At 67.8% G+C, this 18,953-nt stretch carries 17 protein-coding genes; 7 read left to right on the top strand and 10 right to left on the bottom strand.

The genetic code is table 11. The features are described 5' to 3' along the window. Nucleotide 1 precedes the first annotated feature (1 nt). Together GBZ48_RS06925 and GBZ48_RS06930 are read right to left on the bottom strand one after the other, a co-directional pair. On the bottom strand, nt 2-1,102 hold the full coding sequence (locus tag GBZ48_RS06925) for an ABC transporter substrate-binding protein (RefSeq protein WP_174470346.1): 1,101 nt from the start codon (nt 1,100-1,102) through the stop codon (nt 2-4). A 120-nt stretch (nt 1,103-1,222) separates the two neighbouring features. After that, on the bottom strand, nt 1,223-1,999 hold the full coding sequence (locus tag GBZ48_RS06930) for an enoyl-CoA hydratase-related protein (RefSeq protein WP_174470347.1): 777 nt from the start codon (nt 1,997-1,999) through the stop codon (nt 1,223-1,225). A 197-nt stretch (nt 2,000-2,196) separates the two neighbouring features. Here GBZ48_RS06930 and GBZ48_RS06935 point away from each other — a divergent pair, with 197 nt between their 5' ends. After that, entirely contained in the window at nt 2,197-3,060 is an 864-nt protein-coding gene (locus GBZ48_RS06935) for an IclR family transcriptional regulator (protein ID WP_209798438.1), read from the top strand. Between the two features lie 81 nt (nt 3,061-3,141). Here GBZ48_RS06935 and GBZ48_RS06940 read toward each other — a convergent pair whose 3' ends face one another. The 6 genes from GBZ48_RS06940 to GBZ48_RS06965 all read right to left on the bottom strand — a co-directional run bounded on the left by GBZ48_RS06940 (nt 3,142) and on the right by GBZ48_RS06965 (nt 10,500). Then, nucleotides 3,142-5,016, bottom strand: coding sequence for a TRAP transporter large permease (locus GBZ48_RS06940; RefSeq protein WP_174470348.1), 1,875 nt, complete (start codon nt 5,014-5,016; stop codon nt 3,142-3,144). Then, complete coding sequence (locus GBZ48_RS06945; RefSeq protein ID WP_246307027.1) at nt 5,013-6,050, bottom strand: TRAP transporter substrate-binding protein; 1,038 nt, start codon at nt 6,048-6,050, stop codon at nt 5,013-5,015. Before GBZ48_RS06945 ends, GBZ48_RS06940 begins: the two co-directional genes overlap by 4 nt. A 43-nt stretch (nt 6,051-6,093) precedes the next feature. Then, nucleotides 6,094-7,182, bottom strand: coding sequence for a maleylacetate reductase (locus GBZ48_RS06950; RefSeq protein ID WP_174470349.1), 1,089 nt, complete (start codon nt 7,180-7,182; stop codon nt 6,094-6,096). Between the two features lie 65 nt (nt 7,183-7,247). Next, on the bottom strand, nt 7,248-8,468 hold the full coding sequence (locus tag GBZ48_RS06955) for an enolase C-terminal domain-like protein (protein WP_209798437.1): 1,221 nt from the start codon (nt 8,466-8,468) through the stop codon (nt 7,248-7,250). Next, nucleotides 8,465-9,478: a 2-hydroxyacid dehydrogenase gene (locus GBZ48_RS06960; protein ID WP_174470350.1), complete on the bottom strand. Its 1,014-nt coding sequence runs from the start codon at nt 9,476-9,478 to the stop codon at nt 8,465-8,467. The genes GBZ48_RS06955 and GBZ48_RS06960 overlap by 4 nt, the downstream gene beginning before the upstream one ends. A gap of 131 nt (nt 9,479-9,609) precedes the next feature. Then, complete coding sequence (locus tag GBZ48_RS06965) at nt 9,610-10,500, bottom strand: LysR family transcriptional regulator (protein WP_174470351.1); 891 nt, start codon at nt 10,498-10,500, stop codon at nt 9,610-9,612. Between the two features lie 314 nt (nt 10,501-10,814). Between GBZ48_RS06965 and GBZ48_RS06970 the strand changes: the two genes are divergently transcribed. The 5 genes from GBZ48_RS06970 to GBZ48_RS06990 are packed head-to-tail and all read left to right on the top strand — an operon-like array spanning nt 10,815 to nt 16,312. Beyond that, nucleotides 10,815-13,301, top strand: a complete 2,487-nt coding sequence (locus tag GBZ48_RS06970; RefSeq protein WP_174470352.1) for a TonB-dependent receptor — start codon at nt 10,815-10,817, stop codon at nt 13,299-13,301. 29 nt (nt 13,302-13,330) lie between these two features. Next, nucleotides 13,331-14,059: a DUF4198 domain-containing protein gene (locus GBZ48_RS06975; RefSeq protein ID WP_174470353.1), complete on the top strand. Its 729-nt coding sequence runs from the start codon at nt 13,331-13,333 to the stop codon at nt 14,057-14,059. Beyond that, a complete protein-coding gene (locus GBZ48_RS06980; RefSeq protein ID WP_109051397.1) occupies nt 14,056-14,337 on the top strand; it encodes a DUF3649 domain-containing protein in 282 nt (93 codons plus the stop codon). The genes GBZ48_RS06975 and GBZ48_RS06980 overlap by 4 nt, the downstream gene beginning before the upstream one ends. 14 nt (nt 14,338-14,351) lie before the next feature. Next, nucleotides 14,352-15,995, top strand: coding sequence for a PepSY-associated TM helix domain-containing protein (locus GBZ48_RS06985; RefSeq protein WP_343049384.1), 1,644 nt, complete (start codon nt 14,352-14,354; stop codon nt 15,993-15,995). Further along, a complete protein-coding gene (locus GBZ48_RS06990) occupies nt 15,992-16,312 on the top strand; it encodes a DUF3325 domain-containing protein (protein ID WP_174470354.1) in 321 nt (106 codons plus the stop codon). Before GBZ48_RS06985 ends, GBZ48_RS06990 begins: the two co-directional genes overlap by 4 nt. On the opposite strand, the gene GBZ48_RS06995 is transcribed toward GBZ48_RS06990, so the two are convergent. Next, nucleotides 16,284-17,519 (bottom strand): amidohydrolase family protein, encoded by a 1,236-nt coding sequence (locus tag GBZ48_RS06995; RefSeq protein WP_174470355.1) that lies wholly within the window; start codon nt 17,517-17,519, stop codon nt 16,284-16,286. The genes GBZ48_RS06990 and GBZ48_RS06995 overlap by 29 nt on opposite strands. 80 nt (nt 17,520-17,599) lie before the next feature. Here GBZ48_RS06995 and GBZ48_RS07000 point away from each other — a divergent pair, with 80 nt between their 5' ends. Next, on the top strand, nt 17,600-17,998 hold the full coding sequence (locus GBZ48_RS07000) for a nuclear transport factor 2-like protein (RefSeq protein WP_098737858.1): 399 nt from the start codon (nt 17,600-17,602) through the stop codon (nt 17,996-17,998). Between the two features lie 32 nt (nt 17,999-18,030). Here the strand turns inward: GBZ48_RS07000 and GBZ48_RS07005 are convergent, their stop codons facing one another. After that, nucleotides 18,031-18,747 (bottom strand): GntR family transcriptional regulator, encoded by a 717-nt coding sequence (locus tag GBZ48_RS07005; RefSeq protein ID WP_174470356.1) that lies wholly within the window; start codon nt 18,745-18,747, stop codon nt 18,031-18,033. Nucleotides 18,748-18,953 lie beyond the last annotated feature (206 nt).

An 18,953-nucleotide genomic window follows, 5' to 3' on the forward strand; every position in this document is an offset into this window, starting at 1 on the left:
GTCAGCCGAGGATCCAGGCGTTGAAGCGTTCGCTCATCTTGGAGCGGTTGGCGCCCCACCAATCCTCGCGGGCGATGGTCATGGTCTTGAGATTCTCGGGGAAGGTGGGCAGGGCCTGCGCCCGCTCCTTCGGGATGTCGTCATAGGCCTTGAGGTTGGTCGGACCGTAGGCCAGCACCTCGGTGAAGACCGACTGGCGCTGCGGATCGGCGCAGAACTTGATGAACTTGCGCGCGGCGTCGGCGCGCGGGTTGCCGCGCGGGATGCCCCATCCCTCGATGGAATAGAGCCCCTGGTTCCACGAGATCTTCACCGGCGCGCCGCCGTCGATGGCGGCCTGGGCGCGGGCGTTCCACAGGGCGATCATGTCGACCTCACCGCTCTGGATCAGCTGGGTCGACTGGGCGCCGCCGGTCCACCAGGCGGCGATGTGCGGGCGGATGCGGTCCAGGCTCTTGTAGGCGCGGTCGACGTCGAGCGGGTAGAGCTTGTCCAGCGGCACGCCGTCGGCGAGCAGCGCCTGCTCCAGCGTGTCGATGGGGTTCTTGCGCAGCGACCGGCGGCCGGGGAACTTCTCGACATTCCAGAAATCGGCCCAGCTCTGCGGCGGGTTGGATGCGAACTTGTCGGTCCGGTAGCCGAGGATGGTCGAATAGACGTCCGTTCCCATCCACTGGCCGGTCAGCGCATCGGGCATCAGGCCCGGCGCGTCGGCGGCGGCGAAATCCAGCGGTTCCAGCAGGTTCTGGCGGGTCAGGATGTCACGCGCCGACAGCGTCAGCGTGCAGACGTCCCAGCTGTAGGATCTGGTTTCGACGATTGCCTTGAACTGGGCGGTCGGTTCGGCCTCGCGGGCGACATTGACGACCTTGATGCCGGTGGCCTTCTCGAACGGGTCGTAGAACGCCTTGCGGAAGGCCGGGCTGTAGGGGCCGCCCGGATCGGCCACGGTGATCTGAGAGGTCTGCGCCAGCGCCGGGCTGCTCATCCCGGCCGCCAGGACCGGCGGAAGGGCCGCCGCAACGGCGGTGCCCGCCGCACCTTTCAGCGCGGTGGAGAGCAGGCCGCGGCGGTCGATGGAGAAACCGTCATTCTGTCCCATTGTCTTATTCCCTGTTCGCTGGCCGGATCTTGGCAATCGTCCGGTTGATGGAGGAGCTGTCGGGTGGGGTGGGACGGCGGCGAACCGTCCCGCTTTTAAAAGACGGGCCGAAACGGCCGGTCAGGCTGCCGTCTTGCGCGCGGCGCGCTTGGCCAGGAATTCCTCCATCATGCGGGCCGGCTCGCCCGACGCGTAGGCTTCCCGCTGGATGCGCACGCCGGCGGCCAGACAGTCGCGGAACCCGGCCTCGGTCATCTCGCGGAAGCGCTGCTTGTCGAGGCGCATGGCAACCGGCGGCTTGGCGGCCAGTTCGCCGGCCAGTTCGAGCGCTTCGGCCATCACGCGGTCCTGCGGAACGATGCGGTTGATCAGACCGATGGCGTGGCATTCCTCCGCGTCCATCAGGCGGCCGGTCAGGGTCAGGTCCATGGTCCGGGCCAGCCCGATCATCTCCTTCATGATCCAGGGACCGGTGGTGCTGGCGATGCCGGAATTGATCTCCGGCTGGCCCATGCGCACACCGGGATGGCCGACGCGCAGGTCGCCCAGCAGCGCCACCTGGAAGGCGGAGCCGGCGGCAACGCCGTTCAGCGCCACCACCAGCGCCTTCGACAGGCTGCGCATGCGGTCGTAGAGCCGCTCCCACTCCGCCACCCACTCCTCGGCGCGGTCGGCATCGAAGCTCTTGGTTTCGTTCAGATCCTGGCCCGCACCGAAGGCGCGGTCGCCGGCGCCGGTCAGGATGATCGCCCGGATGGACTCGTCGGCCTCCATGCGGTCGAAGGCGACGACCAGATCGTCACGCATCGCCTTGTTCCAGGCATTCAGCACGTTGGGACGGTTCAGCGTGATGATGCCGACCGGGCCGCGGGTCTCGGTGAGGATGAAGTCGGTCACGGATGCGCTCCTGTCGATGCGGGGGGCCGGTCCGGCCAAGTGGTGCCGGCCGCCGAAACCCTCCCGCGGGAATGAGGGATCGAAGGGTGATCGCGAAGCGGTGTATTGAAATGCAATACTTTGTATTGATTAGCTTGGCTTGCTTTCGGTACGCTGTCAACGGTATCTCTCACCGCGCACAGTCAGGACCGACCGACATGGCACCGCGCCGATCCGCCTCCCCAGCGCCCAAGACGGGCGTTCCCGCCGGCACGGACATCGATGCCGGCACCGTCACCGCCGAAAACACCGGTTCCGAGGGCCGGGCCGGCGATCCGCTGATGGTGATGTCGGTGGACAAGGCGTTCCGCGTGCTGCACGCCTTCGATTCCTCGCGGCCGTCCATGAGCCTGACCCAGGTCGCCGCCGCCGTCGGCATGGACAAGAGCGCGGCGCAGCGCTTCACCTACACGCTGGAAAAGCTGGGCTATCTGCGGAAGGATCCGGTCACCAAGCGCTTCGAGCTGACCGTCCGCAGCCTGGACATCGCGCATCACTATCTGCACAGCAATGCGATGCTGCAGCGCGCGATGCCCTATCTGATGCATCTCAGCAAGACGACGGAAGAGACGATCAACCTGACCATGATGGACGGGACGGAGATCGTCTTCGTGTCGCGTTTCATGAGCCGGCATGTGCTGAACACCGACGTCATCGTCGGCACGCGGATGCCGGCCTATTGCACCGCGCCGGGGATCGCCATCCTGTCGCGCCTGCCGGCGGCGGAGGCGGCGGCGCTGGTCGACCGGATGGATTTGAAGCCCTATACGCCCACCACCACCTGGAAGCGCGACGAGCTGCTGGCCAAGATCGCGAAATCGGCGGTGAGCGGCTATGCCACCGCGTTCGAGGAATTCTATCACGGCGACCTGTCGGTCGCGGCGGCCATCACCGGATCGGGCGGCGTGCCGGTGGGTGCGCTGAACATCGCCGTATCGCGCGCGCGCTTCACGCCGGAGGAGATGGAGGAGCGCTTCGCCCCGCTGGTGGTGGCGGCGGCCGGATCGGTCTCGCAGCGCTGACCGGTCCCGAAAAGACGAAGCCGGCCCCGGAGTGAACCGGAGCCGGCTTGTTCAAGTCGCCGAGAGACCGGACGATACGGGTTACAGGAAGCCGGTCGAGATCCAGGGAATGGCCGCGACCAGCGCCAGCCCGGCCAGCAGCGCCGCCAGATAGCCCATGATCGGGCGCATGCCCTCGTCCGGGTTGACCCGTCCGATGGCCGAGGCGACGTAGAAGCCGACGCCGAAGGGCGGGGCGAACAGGCCCAGGCCCATGGCGAGGATCACCACCATCGCATACTGCACCTCATGCACGCCCATTTCGCGGGCGATGGGGAACAGCAGCGGGCCGAACAGCACGATGGCGGGGATGCCTTCCAGAACGCTGCCCAGGACGATGAAGGCGACGATGGACACCGCAAGGAAGGTGAAGGAGCCTCCCGGCAGGCTGGCCATGAAATGGGCCAGATCGGTCGAGAAGCCCGAGCGCGTCAGGCACCAGGCCATCCCCGTCGCGGTGCCGATGATGAACAGGATCGCCCCCGACAGGGCCGCGGTCTCGACCAGCATCGGGACCACCCGCCGCCAGTCGAAGCGGCGATAGACCAGAAGCCCGACGGCGACGGCATAGACGATGCCGATGGTCGACACCTCGGTCGCCGTGGCAACACCCTCGATCACCGCGGTGCGGATCACGAAAGGCAGGGCGAGCGCAGGCAGCGCCACCACCAGGCTTTTGCCCAGCTCGCCGCCGGTCGGCCGGCGCACCCCCGACAGGTCTTCGTTGCGGTAGCGGTGCCGCACGACCAGACACAGCATCACCGCCAGCAGCAGACCAGGCAGCAGGCCGCCGGTGAAGAGTGCGGCGATGGAAACGCCGGTGACCGAGCCGATGGTGATCAGCACGATGCTGGGCGGAATGGTCTCGGTCTGCGCGCCGGTCGCGGCCAGCAGCGCCACCAGATCGCCCGGCTTGGCGCCGCGGTTCTTCATTTCCGGGAACAGCACCGGGGCGACCGCTGCCATGTCGGCGGCCTTCGAACCGGAAATGCCGGAGACGAGATACATGGCACCGATCAGCACATAGGACAGGCCGCCGCGCACATGGCCGAGCAGGTTGGCCAGCACCGCCACCATGGCGCGGGCCATTCCGGTCATCTCGATCAGCAGACCGAGGAAGACGAACAGCGGCACCGACAGCAGGATCAGGTGCGACATGCCCTCATCCATCCGGCCGATGACGACCAGCAGCGGCACCTTCGTGGTCAGGGCGAGATAGCCGAAGCTCGACAGCCCGAAGGCGAAGGCGATGGGCACGCCCGCGAACACGGACCCCGCCACCACGACCACGAAGAAGACCAGCAGGTTGAGCTTGCCGAGATCGGCCAGCACCGGCTGGAGGACCGTGAACAGTGCCGCGATGGCCGCCACCGCCGCCAGGGCGCCCGCCACCAGCCGGAGGTCGCCCACCCGTGCCAGCCGGACCAGCGCCGTCGCGATCATCAGCCCGAGGCCGGTCGGCAGGGCCGCCGCGCGCCACATGTTCGAGATCTGCAAGGCCGGGGTGGTGATCTCCAGCTCCTCCCAGGCGAATTCACCGGCCGGCATGATGACCAGCAGCAGGAAGCAGAGCGCCGCCGCCACCGCGAAGACGTCGAGGAACGCCCGCGCGCGGGGCGACGCCCAGCTGACGAAGGCGGTCATCCGCATATGCTCGCCGCGGCGGAAGGCGACGACGGCCCCCAACATCGCCAGCCACAGGAACAGGATCGAGGCCAGCTCGTCCGACCAGGTGATCGGCGCGTGGAGCACGTAGCGGGCGACGATGCCGGTGAAGAGGATCACCACCTCCGCCGCCACCAGAAGCGCCACCGGCAGTTCCGACACCCAGCCCAGAAGCCGGTCGACCTGCGCCAGCCACGTGCCGGCGCCGTCGGATGGACCGGCGGTGGATTTGTGATCCACCACCGTCGTCATGTCAGGGCCCCCACCGAGCTTTCCAGGGCGCTCCAGGCCTCCTCGCCGTATTTGGCCTTCCATTCGCCGTAGAAGCCGGACTTGCGCAGAACCTCCCGAAACGGCACCGGATCGACCTTGTTGAAGGTCAGCCCCTTCTGCGAAAGCGAGTTCTGCAGCGCCTCGTTCAGGCTGGCGATGTCCTGGCGCTGCTGCTGCGCACCGTCATTCAGGTTGCGGCTGACGATCTGGCGCAGATCCTCGGGCAGCCCGCGCCAGGACCGGCCGTTGGTGACGATCCAGGACCCGTCCCAGACATGGTTGGTGATCGAGCAGAATTTTTGCACCTCGTAGAATTTGGCGGTGTCGGCGACCACCAGCGGGTTCTCCTGACCATCGACCACGCCGGTCTGGAGTGCGGCATAGACCTCGCCCAGGTTGATGCTGGTCGGCGATGCGCCCAGCCCCTTGAACAGCGACACATAGACCGGGCTGACCGGGACGCGGATCTTGAAGGCCGCGAGGTCGGCCGGCCCGGTGATCGGCTTGGTGGCGGTGGTGATCTGACGGAAGCCGTTGTCCCAGATGCGCTCGAAGGCGTGGAGGCCGGCCTTGTCGAAGCCCTTGCGGATCACGCCGCCGAGCTGGCCGTCCATCGCCTTCCAGACCGCGTCGTAATCCTTGAACGCGAAGCCCATGCCGTTGATCGAGGCCACCGGGACCAGGGTGGACAGGATCAGCCCGCCGGTGCTGAAGAACTCGATGCCGCCGGAGCGGACCTGCGCCAGCAGGTCGCTGTCGCCGCCGAGCTGGCTGTTGGGGAAGACGGCGATGTCGACCTTGCCGTTGGTCTCCTTGCGGATCCGCTCGGCGGCCTCGACGGCGCGGACGTGCAGCGGGTGGCTGGCGGGGAAGCCGTGGCCGAACTTCCAGGCGAACTCCGCGGCATGCGCCTTCGAAATGAAGGGTGCTGCCAAGGGGACGGCCAGGGCGCCCGCCGCGGTGGCGGCCAGAAACTGTCTGCGCTTGATCGTCATGGTGGGCTTGATCGTCATGGTGGTTCCCTCCCTTTTTGCGTTTTCTCGTCCGGTTCGGCCTCTACCGGCCCGGATGCGAACCCGGACGACGCCCCTCCACCGCCGCGGCGAGGATGCCGCGCACGGCCTCCTCGGTCACCGGTCCGGGGTTGTAGCGGTTGTCGGTCTCGACGGTGATGCGGGCGGCCTCCGCGATCCGGTCGGCGGAGAAGCCGACCTCCGTCAGGCGCGTCGGCAGGCCGACCGTTTCCATCACATCGAAGATGGCGGCGCCGACATCCTCCACCCCCATGGCGGCGGCAAGCCGGTCCATCGCCTGGGGGGCGAAGGGTGCATTGTAGGCTGCGACATGGGGCAGCACCAGCGCATGGGACAATCCGTGCGACACGCCGTAGGTGCCGCCCAGCACATGGGCGACGCCATGCTGGAGGGCGAAGCCGCCGGCCAGCGCCGCACCGGCGAGGTGGGCGCCGTAGAGCAGGTCGGCGCGCGCGTCGCCATCGTCCGGACGGGCGGCCACCCGCGGCAGCGCGTCCATGATCGCCCGCGCGCCCTCCATCGCCGCCGGCACGATCACCGGGCTGATGGTCGGGGTGTAGATGGCGTCGACACAGTGGGCGAGCGCGTTCATGGCGCTGGCCATGCTGACGTCCACCGGCAGCCCGAGCGTCAGGGAGGGATCGTAGACGACGGTGCCGGCCAGCATGCGCAGGCTCTGGTGCATCCGTTTGACGCCGTCGATGGTGATCCCGCAGAAGCCGGTCATCTCGGAGCCGGAATAGGTGGTCGGCACGGCGACGATCGGCAGCCCGAGGTCCAGCGCGATGGCCTTGCCCAGACCGATGGAGGCACCGCCGCCGACGCTGACCAGACAGTCGGCGCCCATCTCGCGTGCCTTGGCCCGGCCGCGGATGGCCAGCTCGATGGGCACCTGGGAAATTGCTTCCGGCAGGATGCCGATGCAGCGGCTGCCGAGGCGGTCGGCAACCCGCCCGCCCATGGCGCTGCGGCCGGGTGTGGACACGACGAGCGCACGTTTGGCCCCCAGCCGCTCCACTTCCCCGTCGATGCGGTCGACCGCGCCCGCCCCGAAAACGACCCGCGACGGCAGCGCGTTGAACACGTCGCCCGGGGTGCTGAATTCTCTCATGATGGAAATCCGTCCGATGAAACCCGTCCGATGAAGCAGGCAGGCAGCGCCTTACCGATTACGGCTTACCAATCGACGATGGTGCCGTCGTCCAGCACGGCGGAGGTCGTGTGCATCACCTCCGGCTTGAACGGATGCTTGGCCGCCTCAACCTCGTTCACCTCGATGCCGAAGCCGGGAACGTCCGGCACGTCCCAATGGCTGCCGGTGCGGCGGATCGGCGTCTGCACGACGTCGTCGTACCAGGGCACCGCACCGCTCATCTCCTCCTGGATGACGAAGTTCGGGGTGGAGATGTCGAAATGCAGGGCGGCGACGCCGGCCAGCGGGCCGTTGGGATTGTGGGGCGCGATGCCGATCAGCTCCGCCTCCGCCAGTGCCGCGATCCGCTTCCCCTCCAGCAGGCCGCCGGTGTGGTTCAGGTCGGGCTGGGCGATGTGCACCGCCTTCTGGGCGAACACCGGCATGAATTCCCTCAAGCCCACCAGCCGCTCGCCCGACGCGATGGGGCAGTCGGCCTGCTCGGCGATGCGGCGCAGCGCCTCGGTGTCGCCGGGCTGGACGGGCTCCTCGCAGAACATCGGCCGGTAGGGCTCCAGTTCGCGAATGTAGCCCATGGCCGCGGCGATGGAGCCGGGGCGGCCGTGGAAGTCGATCATGATGTCGACGCCGTCGCCCACCGTGTCGCGCAGCGCCTGCATCATCTTGCCGACATGGCGCTGGGCCGGGACCGGGGCGCTGTGGGCGCCGTAGGGGATGAACACCACCTTCAGCGCGTCGTAGCCCTTCTCCGTCACCGCGGCGGCGCGCTCCTTCAGCGAGCCGACATCGAAGGTCTCGTACACCGACTTCATCTCGCCGAGGCCGAGATGGGTGTAGACGCGCACGCGGTCGCGGACCTTGCCGCCCAGCAGGCGCCACACCGGCAGGCCGACGCTCTTGCCGAAGATGTCCCACAGCGCGTGCTCGATGCCGCTGATCGCCGTCACGCCGACCATGCCCAGCTTGTAATAGCTGAACTTGTTCATCGCGCGGACGCACTGCTCGATGTCGCGCGGGTCGCGGCCCAGCACGGTCGGCTCCAGATCCTCGACGGCGCCGGTGACGGCCCGCGTCTTCCAGTTCAGGCTGGCCTCGCCCCAGCCGTACAGGCCGGGCTGGTCGGTCAGCACCTTGACGAAGATCCAGTTGCGCATCTCGGCGTTGACGACGAAGGTCTTCACGCCGGTGATCTTGATCGGCACGCCGGCGCTGCGGCGGGCGAGGTCCTCGGTGTCTCGGATCATGGGAAGCTCGTGTTCTGGAGGACGGGTCGCACTGCCGGAGCAGGCGCCCGCACAAGGTTCAGCAGCGGTTCGCCGGCAATCAGCCGGTCGATGTTCCGGGCGATGAAGGCGTAGCGGCGTTCGGGCAGCCGGGTGGTCCAGGCCGAGGAATGCGGGGTGCAGACCGCGTTCGGCAAATCCTCGAAGCGGAAGCGCGCAGGCGCCACCCGGTCGTCCGCCCCGGCCGGATAGCCGTACCAGACGTCGAGCACCGCACCGCCGATGGTCCGGCGTTGCAGGGCGTCGTACAGCGCCTCCTCGTCGGCGATGGGCGCGCGCGATACGTTGATCAGCACGCCGGTCGGCTTCATGGCGGCGAGTTCGGCCGCTCCGATCAGCCCGCGTGTTTCATCGGTCAGCGGGCAGGCGATCACCACGAAATCCGACTGCGCCAGCATCTCCGGCAGGCGGTCCGGCGGCAGGATCGCCTCGGCCAGACCATCGGAATCGGCAGCGAATTGATCAACGGCGAGGATGCGCATGCCGAAGGCCGCCGCCCGCCGGGCAATCGTCCGCCCGATGCGGCCGAAGCCGATCAGCCCCAGGGTCAGGCCGTGAATCTCGCCATGCGGCACGCGCGCCCGGTAGACGTCGGACCAGGTGTCGGTGGCGAAGGAGCCGCGCAGGGCGTCGGGACGGATTTCCCAGTTCAGCATCGCCGCCATGACGAATTCGGCGATGGGGATCTCATGTTCGAAGACGTTGCACAGGCTGGCGCCGGACGGCAGGGAGGCCATGTCGACGCCGTCCAATCCGGCCCCCGGCACATGCAGAAGTCGAAAATCCGGAACGGACCCATCGTTCCGGGAGAAGCGCAAAGACACGACCACGTCGTCCGTGGTGATCGCGGAATCGAAGTCGGGCGAGTGGGCTGCCTCACGGGGAAGGGGAATGATCTCGCAGGGTGTCGTCAGGTAAGCGCCGAGCTTGTCCTTGTGATTGGCGGCTTCCCCAATCATGAAGACTTTCATTGGCTTGATCCTCCGTTACGCAAACGATAGGGCCAACGAACTGAGTAGGTCCAACTTTTAAAAATGATCGGTTGATAAGGAAAAGTTTTCACTGACATGGGTTGGCAGTGTTAGTGCCGGAGGTCTTTGGCTCAGGAGACCAGTTCGCCCACGGTCGCGGCGACGTCGAGGAATGTCTGGATCGCCGGGGATGTGTCGTCGCTCTGGTAGGCGACCCCGAGCGTCAGGTAGGGAGCCGGCCCGTCCAGCGGCCGGTAGACGACACCCGGCCGCGCGAACTGCTGAAGGTCCGACGCGATGAGGCCGATGCCGAAGTCGGCGGCGGCCAGCGCGATGATCGATTGGGCCGGCGAGGCTTCGAGGATCAGTTCCGGGCTGAACCCCGCCTGCTGGCACAGGCTGATGATCTCGTCGTACAGGCGCGGACCGATCACGCGCGGGAAGATGATGAAGCGCTGCCTGGACAACTCCTCCAGCCGCAGGCGGGGCCGCTCCGCCAGCGGGTTGCGGTCCGACAGCACGACGTTGAAGCGGATGCGCGCGATGAGGTGCGACGACAGGGACTGGTCGTCGAGCGGCGGATGGAAGATGCCGACATCAATGGCCCCTGCCCTCAGGGCCTCCTCCTGCTCGGATGTCGTCATGACATGCACGTTCACGCCGAAATTGGGCAAGGCTGTGCGGAACCGGTGCATGATCTCGGGAAACACGATGTAGAGCGCCGGCGCGGTCATGCCGACCGACAATTGCCCGATCTCGCCGCGGTCGGTCTGGCGCGCGAGCTGTGTGGCCCGATCCATCTGGTTCAGAATCTTCCGGGCCTCGCCCAGGAAGGACTCGCCGGCCCTCGTCAGGGAAACCCGCCGCTTGTTGCGGTGGACCAGCTGGACCTGAAGCTCGTCCTCCAGCTGCCGCAACTGCTGGCTGAGGGCAGGCTGCGTGATGTGGCACCGCGCGGCGGCACGGTGGAAATGCAGCTCCTCGCAGAGCGCGACAAAGAACTGGAGCCTGCGACGATCCATGCTGCGGAGATAAGAACATTGGGCCGGCGCTGTAAAGCCGCGATGGGCGGTGCGGGGCGCTGCGCCCGCCACCTGCGGCGGCAGGACGGTGCGCGCATTGCGATAGCCCGCTCCCGGTTCCCCGGAAAAATCCAATCGAGCCAAACATCTGTTGCACCGGCCAAGATTCGATGACTATAGTGCGAACGATTCGCATTATCGATGCGAGTGATACGCATTCTCTTATATAAGTCGCACGTTTGACTGGCTTGGGGGGAACCGTGCCGGTCGTCGATGTCGTGCTGCAACCATCGTCAGGCAGGGGAACCGATACTATGAAACTAGTTCGCAGCACGGCGGACGCCCGTCGCACGACCACTGCGTGTGGCGAGCGCTCGGCCGCGCCTGACGCCCGCAGGTCCGGCCTGCGCCCGGCGGCCGTCGCTGCCGGGCTCACCGCCGCGGTCCTGGCGGGTGGGGCTTTCCCGGCCCCCGCGGCCCATGCCCAGACGGCGGCGGCCACCGTCAACGCCGACATTCCCGCCGGGCCGCTGGGCGAGGCGCTGAGCCGCTTCGCCGCGCAGGCGGGCGTGACGGTCCAGGCGGATCCGGCGATGGTCCGGGGCAAGACCTCGCCCGGCCTGAAGGGCGCCACCACGGTGGAGGACGGCCTGCACCGCCTGCTGGCCGGCAGCGGCCATGGAATCGTGCGCATGGCGTCAGGTTACGCCGTCGTCGCTCAGAACGCCGCGGCCCCGGCTTCTTCCCCGGACAGCACGACCCTGCCGGCCCTTCAGGTGACGGCCAACGCCGGACTGATGACCGGCGGTCTGGCGCAGCCCTATGCCGGTGGGCAGGTCGCGCGCGGCGGGTCGGTCGGCCTGCTCGGCAGCGGCGACGTCATGGACACGCCCTTCAGCACGGTCAACTACACTTCCGACCTGATCGAGAACCAGCAGGCCCGCACCGCGGCGGACACGCTGATCAACGACGCCTCCGTCCGGCTGACCACCGGCAGCAACGGCTTCGACGACACCTTCCAGATCCGCGGCTATGCCGTCGGGTCCGGCGATGTCGGCTTCAACGGCATGTACGGCCTGGTGTCGTCCAACCGGGTGCCGGCGCAGATCGTCGAGCGGATCGAGCTGCTGAAGGGCCCCGGCGCGCTGGTCAACGGCATTTCTCCTGGCGGCAGCATCGGCGGCGGCATCAACATCCTCAGCAAACGCGCCGGGGAAGAGCCGCTGACCCGCGTTACCACCACCTACATGAGCGACGCCAATCTCGGCGTGCATCTGGATGTCGGCCGCCGGTTCGGCGAGAACAAGGAATGGGGCGTCCGCTTCAACGGGCTGATGCGCAACGGCGAGGCGTCGGTCGACGGCGGCAACCTCCGCTCCGGCCTGGGAGCCCTGGCGGTCGATTACCGCGGCGAGCGGCTGCGCTGGTCGATGGACGCCATCAGCCAGCGCGACGACACCGACAATTTCCGGCCGCAGATCAGCATCCTGCCCGCCACCACCGCCATCCCCTCCCCGCCCGACGCGCGCAGCAACTGGTATCCCGGCACGGTTCTGGTGCAGAAGGACGTCACCGTCGCCTCCAACATCGAGGTCGACCTGACGGACAGCCTGACCGCCTATGCCGGCATCGGCTACCGCAAGGGCGAGAACGACCAGACCTTCCCCAGCTCGACCACCGCGGTGAACGCGCTCGGCAACTTCACGGTCCGCAACGCCTATTACGATTCCTATTCCCGCACGGTCAGCGGCACTGCGGGCGCCCGCTGGCGCTTCGCGACCGGCCCGGTCCACCATCAGCTGAATGTCGGCTACACCGGCTTCAAGCGCGACGAGGGCAACGCCTACATCCAGTCGGCCGGATCCGCCCTGTCGAACATCTACAACCCGGTGCCGCTGCCGGCCGTCACCGCCGCCCGCACCTCGGCGCGCAAGTCGACGGAAACCACGCTGACCAGCGTCGCGGTCGCCGACACGCTGTCGGTGCTGGACGACCGGGTGATGCTGACGCTGGGCGCCCGCCGCCAGAAGGTCCATGTCGACAGCTTCAGCACCGCCACCGGCGCCCAGACCGGCACCTACGATGCCAGCGCGACCTCGCCGCTGGCCGGCTTCGTCGTCAAGCCGCTGTCCAACGTCTCGCTCTACGCCAACTATGCCGAGGGGCTGACGCGCGGCACGGTGGTCGGTGCCGGTTACGCCAACACCGGCGCGGTTCTGGCCCCCTTCAAGTCGAAGCAGTATGAGGCCGGCGTCAAGGTCGACTGGGGGACGATCACCACCACGGCGGCGGTCTTCCAGCTGACCAAGCCGAACTCGATCCGCAACGCGGCCAACGAGCTGGCCTATGACGGCGAGCAGCGCAACCGCGGCCTGGAGCTGTCGGTCTATGGCGAGATCCTGCCCGGCCTGCGCGGCATGGCCAGCGCCGCCTTCATGGACCCGAAGCTGACGCGCACCGCCGTCGCCTCGGTGCAGGGCAACGACGCCGCGGGCGTGCCGGACAAGACGCTGTCGGCCGGGCTGGACTGGGAAACCCCCTGGGTGCAGGGCCTCGCCCTCAACGGGCGGGTGATCTACACCTCGGGCTCCTACCTGACCGACGCCAACACCCTGCGCTTCGACGGCTGGACCCGCTTCGACATCGGCGCGCGCTATGCCACCACAATCGTCGGCACGCCGGTCACCTTCCGCGCCAACGTCGAGAACCTGTTCGACAAGAACTACTGGCTGACCACCGGCACCTACGTGACCGTCGGCGCGCCGCGCACGGTGCTGCTGTCCGCCTCCGCCGATTTCTGATCCCCACCCCCGATCCAGCCGGAGTGATCATGACCAGACTGTCCATCGCCATCGTCGCCCTGCTGGGCCTCGCGGCACCCGCCAACGCCCACCAGATCTGGATCGAACAGCCCGACGGCCAGAATGCGGTGATCCGCTTCGGCGAGTTCGGCGACAATCTGCGCGAGGCGTCGCCCGGCCTGCTCGACAAGTTCGTCAAGCCGGCCGCCACCCTGGTCTCGGCCAAGGGTGACCACGCGGCGGAGGCCGCCAAGACCGCCACCGGCTTCGCCCTGCCCTTCAAGGCCGGCGACGGCGAGACCATCGTCGCCGACGACCCGCTCTATCCGCTCTATCCGGGCAAGGAGAACGGGAAGGAGACCGCCAACTGGTACCACCCGTCGGCGCGCCTGATCACCGGCTTTACCGAGCAGCAGCCGAAGCTGCCCCTGGATCTGGTGCCCGCCGGCGAGCCGGGTCGCTTCAAGCTGTTCTTCAAGGGACAGCCCAAGTCGAAGACCAAGGTGTCGCTGGTGACGCAGTCCGGCTGGGCCAAGGAGGGCTACACCGACGACCAGGGTGTCGTCAGCTTCGACCTGCCATGGAAGGGCACCTATGTCGCCGAGGCCAGCCTGACCGACCGCAGCCCCGGCGAGCGTCCGGGCGCCAAGGGTCCGGAACGCTATGACGCCGTGAGCTACGCCACCACGGCGACCTACGTCCATGGCGACGGGCTGGCGCCGCTTCCCGCCGGCCCGGCGGCAGCACCGCACCAATGATGTCGCTGATCGGCCCTGTCCGCCGCGCAGCACCGGTCGCCTCGCGCATCGTCGCGGCGCTGTTCGGCGGTTACGCGCTGGCGGCGCTCGGCAGCGTCGCGGCGCTGGCATTGCCGATGAGCAAGCCGCAGGCCGTGCTCACCGGCATGCTGGCGAGCTTCGCGATCTATGCGGCGGCGGTGGTCTGGGTCTTCGCGGCGCGCAGTGCGCTGCGGGCCTGGGCCGGCCTGCTGGCGGCGGCGGCCCCGCTGCTGCTGGCGGCCTGGTCGGTCTGGTAAGGGGGAGAGGGCCTGTGAAGACGGACAACGTAAAGCGGGAAAGGGAACAGCGTCCCGCCGGCCGCGGCATCCGCCAGAGCATGTCGGGCCTGCACATCTGGGCCGGCCTGCTGATGGGCTGGATCCTGTACGCCATGTTCCTGACCGGGACGGTGTCCTACTTCAAGGACGAGCTGTCGCAATGGATGCGGCCGGAACTGGCGCATCAGGCGGAACTGCCCGATCCGGCGCTGGTTGCCCAGCGCGTCGCCGACGAACTGGGCGCCATCGCGCCGGGCAGCCCGCAATGGAGCATGCGCCTGCCGGACGGGCGCACCAACAGCGTCTACGCGTTCTGGCGCACGGCAGGTGCGGAGGGAGGCCGCCGCGCCTTCGGAGAGGCCGCGTTCGATCCCGCCACCGGCGGGAAGGTCACCGCGCGCGAAACGCTGGGCGGCGATTTCTTCTATCGCTTCCATTTCCAGTTCCACTACATGCCGGTGCTGTGGGGACGGTGGATCGCCGGGGCGGCGGCGATGTTCATGCTGGTCGCCATCGTCAGCGGCGTCATCACCCACAAGAAGATCTTCATCGATTTCTTCACCTTCCGCGGCGGCAAGGGACAGCGGTCGTGGCTCGACGCGCACAACGCACTGTCGGTGTTCGGCCTGCCCTTCCACGCCATGATCACCTACACCGGGCTGGTCACGCTGATGGCGCTCTACATGCCCTGGGGCGAGCGGACGGCGATCACGACGCCGGCCGAGCGCCAGCAGCTGAGCGCCGAGTTGAATGCCTTCATCCAGCCGGGCAAGCCCAGCGGACAGGCAGCCCCGCTCGCCTCCGTCGCCGACATGGTGCGCCAAGCGCAGGAGCGCTGGGGCCAGGACGCTGTCGGCCGCGTCACCGCCACCAATTCCGGCGACAGCACCGCCCGCGTGGCGGTCGCGCGCGGCGAGGCCGGCCGCGTCTCGATGAGCCCACAATACATGCTGTTCGACGGCCCGACCGGCCGGCTGCTGGAGACCCGCGAGGGGGTGGGTGCGGCGGCGGAGACGCGCGGCGTGCTGTATGCCCTGCATCTGGGACGGTTCAGCGACACGGTGACGCGCTGGCTGTATTTCCTCGTCAGCCTGATGGGCACGGCGATGGTCGGCACCGGTCTGGTGATGTGGACGGTGAAGCGCCGCCAGAAGCTGGCCGATCCCGAGCAGCCCCATATCGGCTTCCGCATCGTCGAGCGGCTGAACATCGCCAGCATCGCCGGGCTGTCGGTCGCCATGACGGCCTTCCTCTGGGGCAACCGCCTGCTGCCGGCGGGACTGGCGGAGCGGGGGGCCTGGGAGATCCACCTGTTCTTCGCGGTCTGGGCGCTGACGCTGGCGCATGCCGTGCTGCGCCCGGCCAGGACGGCCTGGATCGAACAGCTGTGGGCGGCGGCGGCGCTGCTGGCGCTTCTGCCGGTGCTGAACGCCGTCACGACGGACCGGCCGCTGTGGCACAGCGTGACCGAGGCCGACTGGGTGTTCGCCGGCATGGATTTGATGTGCCTGTCACTGGCGGCGCTCCACGCCGTTCTGGCGCTGCGCACCGCCCGCCATCGGCCGAAACCGCGGACGGTGCCCGCCAAGGGGCGGGGCGGCGTTATCGGCGGCGCGCTGGAGGAGGGGCGCTCATGATGCATCTGCTGTCTTTCGTGCTCTGCCTTGCCGCCTTCGCGGCGCTGGCCCTGGCGACGGAGCGCCAGCAGCACGACCTGTTCGGCCGTCCGCTGTCGCCGGCCGCGACGCGCCTTCTGCGGGTCGCGGGAACGGGCGTCATGCTGTTGGCGCTGGGCGTCCTGCTGGACTGGCAGGGCTGGGGCCTCGGCCTCGTCATGTTCAGCGGCCACACCAGCCTGGCCGCAGGCGTCGTGTTCTGTGCGGCCATCGGCCTCGCAAGCGCCCGCCGCCGCGGGAAACCGGCTGCTATCTCACCAGCGTCGCGGCGGGTCTGACGAAGCTCTTGCGGCCGCGCTTGAACCCCATCAGGGGCGTGGCGATTCCGCCGAAGGCGTCGGCTTCGTCGTCGGCGTCGAGCACGATCAGGTCCGCCTGTCCGCCGACCGCGATGCCGTAATCGGCAATGCGCATCAGCCGGGCAGCCGTGGTCGAGACCATGTCGAGGCAATCGCCGAACCGTTCGGGCCCCAGATGCATGAGGTTCGCATAGAGGTTGCCCATCCGGATCAGCGAACCGTCGCCGAAGGGCGTAAAGGGATTCAGGACATTGTTGGTCGCGACCGAGACGGTGACGCCGCCGTCCGCCAGCAGATGGACCGGCGCCACCCCGCGCGGCGCCCGGTGCGTCTGATCGCGCCCATTGAGATAGAGATCCGTCGACGGCAGGGCCGTCACCCCCACGCCGGCTTCGGCCAGGAGCGCGATCATCCGCTCCAGCGCCGCATCGTCGATGGCCGCAAGCTTGGTGGCATGGCCGACGGCGACCCGCCCCTGCCAGCCCGCCGCCACCGTCCGCCGGCAGATTTCCTCCAGATGCGACCAAGTGGGATCGAGATCGAAATCCAGGTGGAAATCGAGATCGACGTCATGTGCCACCGCCAGGGCGAAGATCCGCTCCATCTGCAAGGACGGGTCGGCATCGGTGTAGGGACAGCCGCCCAGCAGATCGGCCCCCTCCGCCAGCGCCCGGGCGAGCAACTGCTCGACCGCCGGGTCGTGGGTCATCCCTTCCTGCGGGAAGACGCAGACCGACAGGTCGATGGCGAAGGCATAGTCGCGCTTGAGCCGCATCATTGCCTCGAAACTGCGCAGGCCGACCAGCGGATCGAGTTCCACATGCGCCCGCATATGCATGGTGCCCTGGGTGATCGCGCGTTCCAGGGTACGGGCGCCGCGCTGGTAGACATCCTCGACCGTAAACGCCCGCTTCAACCCGGAGACGGCGGCAATCGCCCCCTTCAGCCCGCCGCCGGCATCGCGGCAGCGACAGAGCAGGCAGGATTTGTCGAGATGGATGTGGGTATCCACCAGCCCCGGCAGGACAAGGCGCCCGCCGGCATCCTCTTCCAGGGCGGCGGTGCCGGTCAGGTCGGGGCCGATGGCGGCGATCCGTCCCTGCCTGACCGCGATGTCCTGCAAGCCCTGCCCTCCCCTCAGGCGGGCATTGCGCAGGAGAAGATCGAAACTGTGGGTCTGCGGCATCTCGAAATCCGGCGTGTCGTTTGCATGCGAAAATCGTATGCACTTTTGATACCAATATACCGACACTTACGGAGGTCCAGATGAGTGAGACGACTGAACGCGATCTGCAGGCGGTGAAGGATTATCTGGAGGCGTCGATGGCCCCCGATCCGGTGCGCGCGGCCACATACGTGGCGCCGGGCTTCATATGCCGCTTCACCGGGCATCGCGTTTTCGACACCCCCAGCGGGCCGACCGGCTTCAACGCCGCCCGCTACAAATGGGTGAAGAAGCGGATCGAACGCTATGACGTGGTGCCGGGCGAGACGGAAACCATCGTCTACAGCCTGGGCTACCTGTATGGCGCCTGGCCGGACGGCACGCCCTTCGACAACAACCGCTATGTCGACCGTTTCGTGGTGCGGGACGGGTTGATCGTCGAAACCGATGTCTGGAACGACAGCGCCGAATGGATCCTCGATCCCTCCTGCGCCCGTTGATTTAAGCCTGCCAACCGCCGGTCCTGGCGTTCTTATTCGGTGTAAGGCGCCAGGATGTCCATGAGGTCGCGGCTCCGGGCGCCCGAGCTTTGCAACAGCGCCCGCGAGGCCACGGCCTCCAGATGCTCGTCCATCAGAGCGCAGGCCTTGTCGGCGGGGCCGGTGCGGATCGCCTCGATCAGTTCCAGATGCTCATTCACTGCGCATTCCGATGAATGGGGCCGGCTGAAGACCGCCAGCGACAGGCCGGCACGGTAACAGATCTCCGTCACATAGCGGATCAGGACGGGCTTGCCGGTCATTTCCGCCAGCCGGACATGGAACTCCGTCGCAAGGCGGATCGAAATCCCCTCCGCGCAATGGCGAGCCTGATGTTCGGCCTCGACGATCGCCGTCAGCTGCTTGACCTGGGCCTCGGTCAGCTTGCCGGCCAGATGGCGGACGACCTGACGCTCCAGATCGACCCGGATGTCGAAGATGTCGCGCGCATCCTCGAAGGACGGCACAGCGACCACGGCGATGCGGTTGCGGCGCAGGTCGACAAGCCCCTCCGCCGCCAGCTGACCGAGCGCGCTGCGGGCGATGGTCCGGCTGACGCCAAAGCGTTCGCCCAGCGAATCCTCGGGCAGCCGGTCTCCCGGCGACAGCGCCCGCTCGATGATCGCGCGCCGCAAGGCCGTGCAGATCGCCGCGACACGGTCGCCACCGGTTTTCCCTGAACGCTTTTGCTCGCGTTTTTCCTCGGCCATCACCGCCCCCGCCTGCTCCGCCTTCCATAAGCGAGGCCGGTTGGGAATGCAACTCGCCAAGTGCCGCATTTGAATGCAGCGGCGTCGCTCGCTTGCATAAAATCAGTGCATACAAAATATGTATGCACTTTTGCCCGTCCAGCTTTCGGCTTCTCCTGCGCAGAGCTTGGCTTTTCAGGGAAACTGGCGCACCCGTTGCATACAGT

Origin of the sequence: Azospirillum melinis, from assembly GCF_013340935.1 — a bacterium.
Taxonomy (GTDB): Bacteria; Pseudomonadota; Alphaproteobacteria; order Azospirillales; family Azospirillaceae; genus Azospirillum; species Azospirillum melinis.

Coding starts and splice junctions, on each gene's coding strand:
- GBZ48_RS06925 (WP_174470346.1), bottom strand. CDS start 1,102: ATGGGACAGAATGACGGTTTCTCCATCGACCGCCGCGGCCTGCTCTCC.
- GBZ48_RS06935 (WP_209798438.1), top strand. CDS start 2,197: ATGGCACCGCGCCGATCCGCCTCCCCAGCGCCCAAGACGGGCGTTCCC.
- GBZ48_RS06940 (WP_174470348.1), bottom strand. CDS start 5,016: ATGACGACGGTGGTGGATCACAAATCCACCGCCGGTCCATCCGACGGC.
- GBZ48_RS06945 (WP_246307027.1), bottom strand. CDS start 6,050: ATGACGATCAAGCCCACCATGACGATCAAGCGCAGACAGTTTCTGGCC.
- GBZ48_RS06950 (WP_174470349.1), bottom strand. CDS start 7,182: ATGAGAGAATTCAGCACCCCGGGCGACGTGTTCAACGCGCTGCCGTCG.
- GBZ48_RS06955 (WP_209798437.1), bottom strand. CDS start 8,468: ATGATCCGAGACACCGAGGACCTCGCCCGCCGCAGCGCCGGCGTGCCG.
- GBZ48_RS06960 (WP_174470350.1), bottom strand. CDS start 9,478: ATGAAAGTCTTCATGATTGGGGAAGCCGCCAATCACAAGGACAAGCTC.
- GBZ48_RS06965 (WP_174470351.1), bottom strand. CDS start 10,500: ATGGATCGTCGCAGGCTCCAGTTCTTTGTCGCGCTCTGCGAGGAGCTG.
- GBZ48_RS06970 (WP_174470352.1), top strand. CDS start 10,815: ATGAAACTAGTTCGCAGCACGGCGGACGCCCGTCGCACGACCACTGCG.
- GBZ48_RS06975 (WP_174470353.1), top strand. CDS start 13,331: ATGACCAGACTGTCCATCGCCATCGTCGCCCTGCTGGGCCTCGCGGCA.
- GBZ48_RS06980 (WP_109051397.1), top strand. CDS start 14,056: ATGATGTCGCTGATCGGCCCTGTCCGCCGCGCAGCACCGGTCGCCTCG.
- GBZ48_RS06990 (WP_174470354.1), top strand. CDS start 15,992: ATGATGCATCTGCTGTCTTTCGTGCTCTGCCTTGCCGCCTTCGCGGCG.
- GBZ48_RS06995 (WP_174470355.1), bottom strand. CDS start 17,519: ATGCCGCAGACCCACAGTTTCGATCTTCTCCTGCGCAATGCCCGCCTG.
- GBZ48_RS07000 (WP_098737858.1), top strand. CDS start 17,600: ATGAGTGAGACGACTGAACGCGATCTGCAGGCGGTGAAGGATTATCTG.
- GBZ48_RS07005 (WP_174470356.1), bottom strand. CDS start 18,747: ATGGCCGAGGAAAAACGCGAGCAAAAGCGTTCAGGGAAAACCGGTGGC.